Consider the following 13,178-nt stretch of genomic DNA (forward strand, 5'->3'; position numbering starts at 1 on the left):
ATTTAACAAGATTTTAACAGTAAAGAGCAGATAATATAAGGATAATTTTGACTAGATTACTTTGTTTGTGTATTGAATGTCTCTAGTGCAAGAGCAAGAGAACCTTTGACGCCTGTATTATCGCCAAAAGAAGCAGGTACTATAAAGCTATCCATATCTTTTAATGCAGGATAATCAAAGTAGTTATTTAAGTATTGTTTCACATTTTTACGAATCATATCAAACAAGATTGTTTTATGCATTACACCACCTCCAAGAATAATCTTTTCTGGAGAAAATGCACATATATAGTTTACCAATGCTTTTGCTAGATATTCTGCTTCAAATACCCATGCAATATGATCATCGTTAAGAGCTCCTGCATGAGCAACTTGCCATCGTTTATTTATAGCTGTACCAGAAGCTAGGCCTTCTATACATGTGCCATGAAAAGGGCAACAGCCCTCGAATTTATCTTTAGGATTTTGTGGGATGAAAAGATGACCAATCTCAGGATGCATAGCTCCTTGGACTAATCTATTATTACATATAACACCGCCACCAACACCAGTACCAACTGTTAGATATAAAAGATTTTCTAAATCTTGAGCACAACCCCAAAGTTGTTCGCAAACTGCCGCAGCATTTACATCAGTATTAAAACCAATCGGTCCTTTATATACTGACTTTATAGCTCCAACGATATCAAAGTTTTGCCATGCTATCTTAGGGGTGTTTGTAATGTATCCATAAGTTTTAGATTTGATGTTGATATCAATAGGTCCAAAACATGCCAAACCTAGAGCTTTGATCTCATAGTTGTTTTGATAACCTACTATTATCCTAAGAACTTCAGACATTGTTTCTTCAGGAGTAGTAGTATCTGTACGATGACGTTCAATTACATTTCCATCAAAATCACCAATAGTTGTAAAAAACTTGGTTCCTCCAGCTTCTATACCTAGTAAATGCATATCAATTGATTTAAATAGTGTATTTAATATTCTAAATAGTATCACTGATAAGCTTACTTTAGAATTATTTGATTGAATGTTTATTAAGTTTTTGAGAAGTTTATTTTTGATTTTTTAATTTATCAGTAAATATTTTCAGGTCTTTTTTTTCAAAGTCATATTTTAATTCATTATTAGCTTGAGCTAGACAGTTTGATAGATATCCTTTTATAAAATTAATGCTATTATCATTCTCCAGTTGTTTAGAAATATGAAGAAGACTTTTTTGGATGCGTTTTGCTACCTGAAGATTATTGCTTCCATAAGTTCTTATATATTCAAATCCACTTTTTATAAAACGATCTATCTCAATACCCTCAACATAAATATTTTTATAAATAATTTTGGTAGTAGAGTCTGTATGATCAATTAGATACTTCAAACAACGATTAAGCGAATCAATAACACTAATAGCAGTTCCAGGATCATTTGTTCCAGGACTTAAAGCTTTAGCTGCGATTTCACTGAGAGTTTCTACTCCAAATATTGGATCTTCAATAAAGTTTTTTTCATTAGAGATAATAAAATTATCAGTAATTTTGCTAAGTATCTCTTTAGATAAATATTTGGGAGATTTGATATAAGCTATAATTTCAGAGCTAGCTAAGTGTTCTCCTTTGTATTTTACAATGTATAGTTTTGCATTTAGTTTTTCACAATGGTTGTTTAGAAGTTCTAGATGAATTTCATTAAGAAATCCATAATGGTCAGAGTAAATTGGTAGTGCCTCTTCTGGTATTCTTTCTTTATCCAGCTTATTACAGTACATGTACGGATTTTTTGTATATTGTTTAACTGTAGAAAAAGCTTGTTTCTCTGTTTTTTGCAAGATAGTTTTTATTTGTCCAAGTTTTGCAATATTGTCAATCCATACAATAAACGTAAGAATAATCCATATAAATACGAGTATGGTAATAATAAATATTAAAAAGATTCCTGTTTGATTAAAAATTCCAGATTTAAGACCAATAGTAGCAACAACCCCATATATAAAAGCGCCGATAAAGGTTGATGTGGCTTTATGAGAGGTGCTGTCTCTTAGAAGTATAGATAGTACTCTAGGTGTTCCGGATTGACTAGCTGATGTATAAGCTGTAACTATAGCACCTACAGCAAAAACCATTGCTGCAATCATACTATTTGTAATTATAGAGAGTAGGGTAGTAACAGTATCTTTATTAATAGTTGTAGAATAGAAATTTATACCTATTTTCTGAAATAGATAACAAAAATATATTGCTAAAGTTGCAACAACACAATAAGCTGCAGGTTTAAACCACAATTTACTTCTAAGTATATATATCTGATGTTTTACAAAGTTTATAAATTTTGACATTATTTAATCTTCCATAATATTTCCCTGATGAAATTTCATTTTCCAGTCATTATCTACTTTAATCCAAATAGAACATCTATGGTGTTTTTGAGGGCTATCTAAATTTATAGTTTTATATGTTACCAATACTATATGCTCATTAAGCTTATCAATCTCAAAGCTATCATTAACTATTTTCATGTTAATTTTAGCTGGTGAGAATGTGGATTCTAAAATGTCTTTTTTTGTATAGAAATATCCAGATTTTCCAAACTCTTTAAAGTCATCCATTAAAACTCTAGATATATATTTATAATCAAAGCGAGTTTCATAGGATAGTAAAGATTGTTCTAGATTAAGAAGAAGTTGACAAAGAGAAGTCATAGGATTATTTAATAACAGAAATTCCACCCATATAGTTAATAAGTGCTTCAGGAATCATGATAGATCCATTTTCTTGTTGGTAATTTTCAATAATAGCTAGTAATGTTCTACCAACTGCTAAACCAGAACCATTTAAAGTATGTACTAATTCAGGTTTTTTCATACTTGGATTTTTGTGTCTAGCTTTCATACGACGTGCTTGGAAGTCTCCGCACCAACTACATGATGATATTTCTCTATAGGTATTTTGAGAAGGTATCCATACTTCTAGATCATAAGTCTTTTTCGCACTAAAGCCCATATCTCCTGTACAAAGTTTGACTACTCTGTATGGTAGGTTTAGTTTTTGTAGTACTTTTTCTGCATGAGATGTTAATAGCTCCAAAGATTCTTCACCTTTATCAGCTGTAGTGATATGGACCATCTCAACTTTCTCAAATTGATGTTGACGAATTAAACCTTTAGTATCACGCCCATAAGAACCAGCCTCACTTCTAAAACATGGTGTGTGTGCTGTGTAGTATCTAGGTAGAGATTCTGTATCTAAGATTTCATCTCTTACTAGATTTGTGATAGGTACTTCTGCCGTTGGTATTAGGCTATATTCAAAGTCACCTTCTAATTTAAACAAATCTTCAGAGAACTTAGGCAACTGGCCTGTTCCATATAAACTATCATTATTTACCATATATGGCACATATAATTCTTCATAGCCATGCTTTTCTGTATGCATATCTAACATAAATTGTGTCAATGCACGATGAAGCTTTGCAATTTTACTTTTTAGAACTACAAAGCGACTACCTGTGATTTTTGCTGCAGCTTTGAAGTCAATCATATTGAGTATTTCACCTATATCTGCATGATCTTTAGCTTGAGCTTCAGGATGAAATTCACGAGGAGTCCCCCATTTTTTTATCTCGACATTTTCACTCTCATCCTTACCAACTGGTACATCATCAGCTGGAAGATTTGGCATTGAAAGAAGAGTGTTGTTTATACAATCTTGAAGGTCTTTTAGCTCTTTTTCGATTACTTTTAGTTCATCGTTAATATCATTAACTTTGGCAAAAATATCACTAGCATCTTCACCTTTAGACTTTCTTTTACCTATTTCTTTAGAGATAGTATTACGTTGAGATTGAAGCTCTTGAGTTCTCTCTTGAAGGTCTTTTCTTTTTACTTCTTGAGCTTTGAATTCTGCTATATTAAACTGATAACCTCTGGTTGCGAGTTTCTCAGCTACTTCTTCTAAATTATCTTTAATATATTTAGCATCAAGCATTTTGTCTGAAATCCTTATTTTTCAAAATTAAAAATAGTTTTGCCTGTCATTTCTTGAGGCTGAGTAATATCCATCACATTAAGTATAGTTGGAGCAATATCAGATAACTTACCATGCTCTAAAGCTACTTGAGCTTTTTTATGCCCAACATATACAAATGGTACCAGATTGGTAGTATGAGCAGTATGAGGTTTTTGTGTTTTAGGATTGACCATCATATCAGCATTACCATGATCTGCAGTAATGAACATGTTACCGTCATGTTCTAGTATTGCGTCTTTTAACCTCGCTAAACATTTATCAAGATATTCAATTGCTTGCATTGCTGCCTCATAGTTACCAGTATGACCAACCATGTCTGAGTTTGCATAGTTACAAACTATACAATCATATTTACCATTATTGATAGCGTCAACTAATTTGTCAGTAACTTCCGGAGCAGACATCTCTGGTTGTAGATCATAAGTGGCAACTTTTGGAGAAGGAATTAAGATCCTATCTTCACCTTCGAATTGATCTTCCTTACCACCATTAAAAAAGAATGTTACGTGAGGATATTTTTCAGTTTCAGCTATTCTTAGTTGAGTCTTATGATTCTTCATTAGCACTTCGCCAAGAGTATTTATTGGCTGATCCGGTGGGAATGCTACATTGCATTTAAGTTTTGAATCGTACTCTGTAAGAGTTGTGAAGTTTATGTTTAAATATCTGTCTTTCGGGAAATGATCAAAGTTTTCATCTGTGAAAGCATGAGATATTTCTCTAGCTCTATCAGCTCTGAAATTCATAAAAATAACACTATCATTATCTTCAACTTTTATCAGTTTTCCATCTTTTTGGATACAAGTTGGAATGACAAATTCATCAGATTGATCTCTAGCATAAGACTCCTCTAGAGCTTCAAGCGCAGAATTACAAACAAACTCGGCATCTGCATTGACTATTGCTTTGTAAGCTTTTTCAACTCTATCCCAACGATTGTCTCTGTCCATTGCATAATATCTACCACTGACGCTGGCGATATACCCGATTTCTAAGTCTTGTAGTAACTTGTCTGTTTTTTTGATAGAGTCTTCAGCGGAGCGCGGAGGAGTATCTCTACCGTCTAAGAAGGCATGTAAGTATACTTTTTTCACACCTTTTTGCTTGGCAATTTTTATCATTTCAAAAATATGTTCTTCGTGAGAATGAACTCCGCCAGGAGAGAGTAGACCCATTAAGTGGAGGTTTGAATCTTTTTGGATAACATTGTCAATAGCATCACAGATGGCTTTATTGTCACCAAAAGTTTTTTCTTCGATTGCTTTGTCAATTTTTGTAAGCTCTTGATAGACCACTCTACCACAGCCAATATTTACATGTCCAACTTCAGAGTTTCCCATTTGGCCTCTAGGTAACCCAACTTCTAAGCTAGATGCGCTAATTAATGTTTTAGGGAAATCTTGCCAGATGCTATCCCAGGTAGGTGTATTTGCATTTCTGATGGCATTGAAGTAATCACTTTCGCTGTAGCCCCAACCATCCAAGATCACTAAAAGAGTAGTTTTTTTCATATTTATCCTCAAAAACTTTTAACTTTTGAAATTATTTTTAAATACGATTGTCATTATAACTTTATATTTGGAGTTTGTCTGCTTTGATACAAAAAAATGAAATGTTTTTATCTTTTATGTATTTTCCTAATATTATTTATGTGAAGTTAATTTTCTTATATAATTCTAGGTGGGTATTATCTACTTTTTATTAACCAGGATAATTTTTTATATATGAAAACAAGTAAACTGCCAGTCTTAAATAATACAAATGCTTTAAATGCTTTGATTAGTGCTTTTGCTGAAGAGTTGATGAGTAAAGGGTTTGAAGGTGATATACATTCTGATTATGCTTCAAGAATATCATCATCAATGGATAACAGTGTATATCATGTTGTTCCTGAGCTTATTGTTTTTCCATATGGTAAGAATGATGTTAATAGAGTTTTTGCATTAGCGAGTAAGAAGGAGTATCAAGAAATTAAATTTGCTCCTCGTGGAGGGGGTACTGGTACTTCAGGGCACTCATTATGTGCTGGGGTCATTATAGATACTAGTCGATACATGAATAATATTCTAGAAGTAGATTTTGATAATGGATATGTTAAAGTTGAGCCAGGTGTTGTGCTTGACCAGCTGAATGATACATTAGCTGATTCAGAATATTTCTTTGCACCAAATTTATCACCTAGTAATAGAGCAACTTTAGGAGGTATGGTAAACACTGATGCGTGTGGTAAAGGTTCTAGAATTTATGGACGGACAAGTGCGCATGTCTTAGAGTTGGAGTGTACTTTAATAAATGGGCAGAAGTTATCTACTAAAAAAATTAAATTAAGTGATCTTAATGAAGATAAATTAAATGACATTGAGAAAAATATATACTCAATAGTTGTTGAACATATTATAGATAAGTACGAATTAATTGAGGAGAAATTTCCCAAGTTAAGTCGTTATTTAACAGGCTACAATCTTGCCAAAACCTATAACAAAGATGACAATACTGTCAATCTAAGCTATTTAATATCTGGTTCGGAAGGAACATTAGCTTTTGTTACGGAACTCAAACTTAAACTAACTAAAAAACCTAAATTTAAAGCACTGTTTGCGATTTCATACAATAGTTTTGATGATGCGTTGAGAGCTGCTAGAGATTTATTGTCATCTAAGCCATCTGCTATAGAGACCATAGACAATAATATAATTGAAATTGCAAAGGGCGATGAGATTTATCACAAGATAAAATATATGCTTGAAAAGAATAACTCTATTAATGTGGCAGCAGTAAATTTAGTTGAATTTATTGCTGATAGTCAACATGAGTTAGATAATATGACCTCGCGTCTAGAAAGGCAATTACTAGAAAAACAATCAGTGTTTCATTTCACAGAAAGCCAAACTGATATGGATAGTCTTTGGGAGTTGAGAAAAAAAGGTGTAGGCTTACTTGGTGCAATGAAAGGAGATCGTAAACCAATACCTTTCATTGAAGATACAACAGTAGCTCCTGAGAAATTAGCAGACTATATCAAAGAGTTAACAGTGTTGCTAGACTCTTATGGTGTAAGATATGGGATGTTTGGTCATGTTGATGTAGGGTGTTTGCATGTAAGACCAGCACTAGATATGTCCTCAGCTGAAGATTCTCAGAAGGTTAAACAAATTACTCAAAGGGTTAGTGAACTTGTTAGAAAGTATGGTGGGGTTTTATGTGGTGAGCATGGTCACGGCTATCGAAGTGAATATATAAAAGAGTACTTTGGTCAAGAGCTTTATGACTCATTAGGACATATCAAAAAAGTATTTGACCCGCATAATCAACTTAATCCGGGTAAAATTACTGTTCCAACAGGTAGTAAGGATAAGCTTGTAAAAGTAGATGGGCCATTCAGGGGTTATTCAGATGAGCAAGTGCCTAAAGATATGCGCGAACAATTTTCTGGAGCATATAACTGTAATGGTAATTCGCAGTGTTTAAACTATAATTTAGACACTGTAATATGTCCATCAGCCAAAGCTAGTAGAAACTGGTTATATTCACCAAAAGGAAGGTCAGCGGTATTACGTGAGTGGCTTAATCAGCTTTCAGCAGCAGGATACTCAACAAAGGATAAAGTCTATAATACGGGTTTCGATAAAATAGAAGATTATCCTGATGATTTCTCTCATCAAGTTTATGACTCTTTGGATAAATGCTTAGGGTGTAAAGCTTGTGTGTCAGGTTGTCCTATAAAAGTTGATATCCCTACAATGAAATCGAAATTCTTATACCATTATCATTCTAAGTATAAGAGACCTGGTCTAGATTATTTCGTTAAATATAGTGAGTCACTGTTGAGAATCAACTTATACATGCCAAAAATATATAATGATATTTTTAATACTCAGTTTGTTAGAGCTGGATTGACTAATTTAGTTGGTTTTGCAGATACTCCAATCATCAGTTCGTTAAATTTAAGGTCAGAGCTCAAAAAAAGAGGCGCTCCAGAGTTTAATCTTGAAGAAATGAGAAGTTTGTCTACTGAACAGAAGAAAAGAGCTGTTTGTATCGTCCAAGATATATTTACATCACTGTATGATACTCATATAGTTCTGTCATTGTATGATTTCTTGACAGCACTAGGCTTTAGAGTATATTTTGCTCCGTTTAGAGTTAATGGTAAGCCTTCTCATGTGAAGGGTTTTCTGAAGTATTTTAAAAAGCATGCTCTAAAAGCTACTAAACTATACAATCAAATAGCTGAAACTAAAGTCGAAATGATTGGGGTTGATCCTGCTATGACGCTGGTTTATAGAGATGAGTATAAACAAGCTTGTCGAGATAAAATAAGATTTAAAGTCAAACTGGTACAAGAATGGTTGATAACAAAACTTGATACCTTACCTACTATGCAAAAAATGTTAGATAAAGAGTTTAATCTTTTTAATCATTGTACAGAAAAGTCTTTATCTGTCGTGTCAGTAGAGCAGTGGCAAAAAATATTTAAGCATTTCGGTGTTGAGACAAAAGCAGTTAAAGTTGGATGTTGTGGCATGTCTGGTAGTTTTGGACATGAGACTAAACATATTGATGCCTCTAAACATATTTATAATTTGAGCTGGAAAGCTAAAATTAAAGAAAGTGGTATAAGATCTGTGATTGCCACAGGATTCTCCTGTAGGTGCCAAGTGAAACGTATGGAAGGACATACAATAAAACATCCTGTTGAGATATTGGAATTAAATAGAAAAAAACAGCATAAAGTGTTGACACATAAAATCTAGTCAGTATAATAAACATCAAATCTTTAGGGTTGTTAGCTCAGTCGGTAGAGCAGTTGGCTTTTAACCAATTGGTCACAGGTTCGAATCCTGTACAACCCACCATTTATTTTACCTCTTACTTCAATTTTTTTTGTAGTTATGGGTTGTTAGCTCAGTCGGTAGAGCAGTTGGCTTTTAACCAATTGGTCACAGGTTCGAATCCTGTACAACCCACCATTTACCTAAAGTATTTCATATAAAAAACTTAATAGGTAAATAATTATTTATTAATATTATTATTTTGGAAGTTCCAATATAATATTAATACTTTAAAAGTTAGAAAATTACTATGTCTAGTGTAAATTTAAAACACCCAAGAGCTTTACCTATTTGCTTTCTTACTGAAATGTGGGAAAGATTTGGTTATGCAATAATTGCAACAACAATGATTTTTATTTTGATCCAAAGGTTTGACTTAAATGATAGTAAAGCAAATATTATAGTTGGCTCATTTAGTGCAATGCTTTATATAACATCAGTATTAGCGGGGCAAGTCGCTGATAAGCTTATAGGGTATTATCGTAGTGTGCTTTTGGGAGGCGTCTTCTTAATAGCAGGCTATACATATCTTGTGTTTGCAAGTGACTTATTTACCTTTTGCATCGCCTTAGGGGCTGTCTGTAGTGGCACAGGTTTATTGAAAACGAATGTTGGTAGCTATTTAGGTCATAGTTATAAGCCTGAAGATACTCACCGTCAGAGCGGATTCACAATATTTTATGTCGGGATAAATATAGGAGGATTGCTTGGTTTCTCAACCGCAGGTTATATATATAATTCTATGGGAGATATAGCAATATTTGTTTTAGCTGCGATAATGATTCTGATAGGAACTTTAACTTTTTATATAGGATTCAAAAAATTAAGTTTGGAATTGTACAGAGAAAGTGTCAGCGTTTTTCAATGGATTCTTGCTATAGCTATATCGATTGGTGGAGGGTTAGCAAGTGTAATTGTTATATATAACCCTAGTATTTCTAATTTGTTCTTAATTTTAATTATCATATTTAGTTTATTTGTTATATTTAAGGGTGCTAAAGATCCAAAAGATTTGAAGAAGGCAGTATCCTACCTAATATTTTTGATAGTTGCTGTAGCATTCTGGGCGTTATATAACCAAATATTTATGTCGTTAAATCTGTTTATAGATAGAGTTGTTGATCATAGAATTTTTGGAGTTAATATTCCAACTCAGTCATTTCTGATATTTAATACTTCGACAGTATTAGGAGGAGGTGTTTTATTAGGACTTTTATGGAAAAAATACAATTTATTAGACACCTATAAGTATTTAATAGGGATGTTTATATTAATCTTTATGTATGTGACTGTCGCAGTAGGAATTCATCTATCTGGAGTAGATACACAAAGTCTAGTAAGTGGTTATTGGGTTGCTTTATGCTATATCTGTCTTGGTTTTGCAGAGCTCTTTGTATCAGCAATAGGATTGTCTTTAGCAACTAGACTGGCTCCACGTGGACAGATAGGTGCTTATATGGGATTGTGGCTAGTAAATATTGGTATTGGTGGATTTGTAGCAGGTATTATTGCAAATTTTGCAGCCATATCTGATAACAATATAAATAATATTATTGAACTTAAACATGTATATTTACATGGTTTTAATATCTATATCAGTATTGCTGTGATTGCATTTGTTATAACCATGGTAGCAACCTTTTTTATCAAAAAACTACTTGGTGATGATGCTTAAACTATAAGGAAAACATATATGGAAGTAATTCTTTAATATTTGTTTGTTTTATATCCGTTTTTTTGATGTTAGATAATATAATTGGACACTCAAGATCTAGAAGCTCAGACATAACTTGTCGGCAAGCTCCACATGGGGAAACTCCTTCCGGAGTGTCAGCAACTACTGCGAGTTTTTTGATATCTTCTTTACGATAGCCTTGTGCATAAGCATAAAATAATACGGTTCTTTCAGCACAGTTGCATAGGCCATAAGAAGCATTTTCTACATTAGCACCTTTTAAAATAGAGCCATCTTTCATTAATAGTGCAGCACCAACATTAAACTTAGAATATGGAGTATAAGCATTCTCAGCTGCTTGTATAGCTGCATCAATTAGTTTGTTGTTAATATCATTGCTCATTAGTGTTTATTTTTCCTTAGTTTTCAAAATTATTCTCAATTGAGTGTTTTATGATTGATATTATGTTTTGCATACCTTCATCATATCTGCTTTTATTGACTGATTCTGAAGTTGTTCTCTTTGCTAGAACTGTACATATACAGCTGGCTTGCAAGCCAAAAGTGGCACATACTGTAAGCAAAGCAGAAGACTCCATTTCTAGATTAAGAACGTTTAATTTTCTCCATTCATCTAGAGATTCTCTAAAATGTTTTCTTACATAACCGCTATAGCTATCTCTTCTTTCTTGGCCTGGGTAAAAGGTGTCAGAAGATCCTGTAATTCCACAGTGAATATTTATATCTAATGATTTTGCTGAGTTGTATAAAGAACTATTTAACTTAAAGTCAGCAACCGCAGGATACTCTATTGGTGCATAATGATATGAAGTTCCATCTAGACGAACAGAAGCAGTGGTTAATATTAAATCACCAAAATCAATATTTTCTTGAATAGCACCACATGTTCCCACACGTATCAGTTTTTTGATTCCTATCATAGCTAGTTCTTCGATACATATTGCTGTTGAAGGACCACCCATACCTGTTGATATGATGACAGTATTTCTGCCAGCTACTTTAGCCAAATACGATGTATATTCTCTATTAGTAGCAAGAAACTTAGCATTTTTATCTAGCATTTTTGCTAAAGGCCCTGACCTTTTAGGATCTCCAGGAAGAACTGCGATTTCTGCACTATTTATCATCTCTTCACTTAATCCTATGTGATAAAGCACTTCGTCTCTTGCTACGCGTTTATTAGCTATATTTATATTACTCATAACTTTAAATATTCAGATTTACTCATATAAACATTCTACTCTTAATAATTTTAAATAGAATATGTTAAGCAATTTTTTTATAATACTGCAAAAAGTAAATTTATAAATTATTATGAAGCAACAGTACGCGAATTTTGCAACCATTGAGAATTTTTTGTTATGTGAAACGCCTGATCAATGGATACAGAAAGCATTAGTAAATATAGAGCTTATGCTTGTCGACCATGCTCACTGTGAGATGAAAGCAGCATCTTCAGCTATGACATATATTTATAGACACCCTGACAAATATGAACTGGTAACTAGAATGTCTAAGATCGCTAGAGAAGAATTGGTTCACTTTGAACAAGTGATGCGTATTATGAAAAAGCGACATATTCAATACAAAGCCATATCAGCATCTAGATATGCTAGTCAATTAATCAAGGCCGCTAGGACAGATAAAGAAGGACGCTTTATTGATGCTTTGATAATTGGGGCATATATAGAAGCTCGTTCTTGCGAAAGGTTTGCAAAAGTTGCTCCATACTTGGACTCTGAATTACAGAAGTTCTACAATGGGCTATTAGAGTCAGAAAAAAGACATTTTACGATATATCTGTATTTTGCAGAAAAATATTCTTCTACAGATATTGGCGAAGATATCAAAAGAATAGGTGAAATAGAAAAGGATCTTATATTATCTTCAGATTCGGAGTTTAGATTTCATAGCGGTATCTAGGTATAGATTATTAACTTTACTAGATTATCGGTAATTTCCATTTATATATTATTGACATAATTCTTATTGTCAGACCAAAACCTATAATTATTGCAGCACTTATATATAGGTTTACATTTAGGTATATGAAAATAATGTTCATTCCTCCTACAACAGCTGCTACTGAAGCGTATAGTTCTGCTGTAAAAGCAACTGGGATATCATTACAGATCATATCACGCATAATACCTCCAGCAACACCGTTAAGTATAGCTATAACAACACCAACTATAAAAACACTAAAGAACTGCATATTAAATACTTCAGTACAAATCTGGTGTGCAATGCTACTACCTATGTAAGCAAAAGCAATAAGACCAATTGAATCTAATATCAAAAATATTTTATAAAACTTATTAATGTATTTTTGTGTAAAGATAGCAATAATTGAGAAAAATAAACATATAACAATGTAATAAGGATGGAGGATAATCGTTACGGGAAGATTACCTAAGATTAGGTCTCTAACTACACCGCCACCTAAAGCAGTTGTTAAAGCGATTGCTACAACTCCAAAAGCATCCATATTTCTTCGAGACGAAGATATAACACCTGTCATACTTTCAGCAATTATTCCTATAAGAAACATCACTGTAAAAATATAAGGTCCTGATATTCCAACGTGATACATGATTCATTTCCTGAAGCTAGAGTTGGCATATATTTTAGA

11 protein-coding genes and 2 tRNA genes are annotated in these 13,178 nt (G+C 33.0%); 5 read left to right on the plus strand and 8 right to left on the minus strand.

The annotated features are described in order from the left end of the window. Positions 1-56 precede the first annotated feature (56 nt). The 5 genes from FQ699_RS03380 to gpmI form a co-directional block, all read right to left on the minus strand. On the minus strand, positions 57-953 hold the full coding sequence (locus FQ699_RS03380; protein ID WP_146421132.1) for an ROK family protein: 897 nt from the start codon (positions 951-953) through the stop codon (positions 57-59). Positions 954-1,053: 100 nt separating this feature from the next. After that, the gene (locus FQ699_RS03385) at positions 1,054-2,328 is read right to left on the minus strand and encodes a DUF2254 domain-containing protein (protein ID WP_146421133.1); all 1,275 of its coding nucleotides are present in this window, start codon (positions 2,326-2,328) and stop codon (positions 1,054-1,056) included. Between the two features lie 3 nt (positions 2,329-2,331). Next, the gene (locus FQ699_RS03390; protein ID WP_150443091.1) at positions 2,332-2,691 is read right to left on the minus strand and encodes a DUF4440 domain-containing protein; all 360 of its coding nucleotides are present in this window, start codon (positions 2,689-2,691) and stop codon (positions 2,332-2,334) included. Between the two features lie 4 nt (positions 2,692-2,695). After that, on the minus strand, positions 2,696-3,976 hold the full coding sequence (serS, locus tag FQ699_RS03395; RefSeq protein ID WP_146421135.1) for a serine--tRNA ligase: 1,281 nt from the start codon (positions 3,974-3,976) through the stop codon (positions 2,696-2,698). Positions 3,977-3,990: 14 nt separating this feature from the next. Next, entirely contained in the window at positions 3,991-5,529 is a 1,539-nt protein-coding gene (gene gpmI, locus FQ699_RS03400) for a 2,3-bisphosphoglycerate-independent phosphoglycerate mutase (protein WP_146421136.1), read from the minus strand. 213 nt (positions 5,530-5,742) lie between these two features. Between gpmI and FQ699_RS03405 the strand changes: the two genes are divergently transcribed. From FQ699_RS03405 to FQ699_RS03420, 4 genes are all read left to right on the plus strand, one after another. Next, positions 5,743-8,772 carry an FAD-binding and (Fe-S)-binding domain-containing protein gene (locus FQ699_RS03405; protein WP_146421137.1) on the plus strand — a complete coding sequence of 1,010 codons (3,030 nt, stop codon included), beginning with the start codon at positions 5,743-5,745 and terminating at the stop codon, positions 8,770-8,772. A gap of 26 nt (positions 8,773-8,798) precedes the next feature. Continuing rightward, positions 8,799-8,874 (plus strand) — tRNA-Lys (locus tag FQ699_RS03410). 38 nt (positions 8,875-8,912) lie between these two features. After that, positions 8,913-8,988: transfer RNA gene (locus FQ699_RS03415), tRNA-Lys, on the plus strand. A gap of 112 nt (positions 8,989-9,100) precedes the next feature. Then, positions 9,101-10,525, plus strand: coding sequence for a peptide MFS transporter (locus FQ699_RS03420; RefSeq protein ID WP_146421138.1), 1,425 nt, complete (start codon positions 9,101-9,103; stop codon positions 10,523-10,525). A gap of 1 nt (position 10,526) precedes the next feature. Here FQ699_RS03420 and cdd read toward each other — a convergent pair whose 3' ends face one another. Together cdd and udp are read right to left on the minus strand one after the other, a co-directional pair. Next, positions 10,527-10,928 (minus strand): cytidine deaminase, encoded by a 402-nt coding sequence (gene cdd / locus FQ699_RS03425; protein WP_013923428.1) that lies wholly within the window; start codon positions 10,926-10,928, stop codon positions 10,527-10,529. A 16-nt stretch (positions 10,929-10,944) separates the two neighbouring features. Then, the gene (udp, locus tag FQ699_RS03430; protein WP_146421139.1) at positions 10,945-11,748 is read right to left on the minus strand and encodes a uridine phosphorylase; all 804 of its coding nucleotides are present in this window, start codon (positions 11,746-11,748) and stop codon (positions 10,945-10,947) included. A gap of 109 nt (positions 11,749-11,857) precedes the next feature. On the opposite strand from udp, the gene FQ699_RS03435 reads away from it, so the two are divergent. Then, positions 11,858-12,469 carry a MiaE family protein gene (locus FQ699_RS03435; RefSeq protein ID WP_179951670.1) on the plus strand — a complete coding sequence of 204 codons (612 nt, stop codon included), beginning with the start codon at positions 11,858-11,860 and terminating at the stop codon, positions 12,467-12,469. A 19-nt stretch (positions 12,470-12,488) separates the two neighbouring features. Here the strand turns inward: FQ699_RS03435 and FQ699_RS03440 are convergent, their stop codons facing one another. Beyond that, positions 12,489-13,139, minus strand: coding sequence for a trimeric intracellular cation channel family protein (locus tag FQ699_RS03440; protein ID WP_013923425.1), 651 nt, complete (start codon positions 13,137-13,139; stop codon positions 12,489-12,491). Positions 13,140-13,178: the final 39 nt, after the last annotated feature.

Source organism: Francisella salimarina (assembly GCF_007923265.1).
GTDB lineage: Bacteria > Pseudomonadota > Gammaproteobacteria > Francisellales > Francisellaceae > Francisella > Francisella salimarina.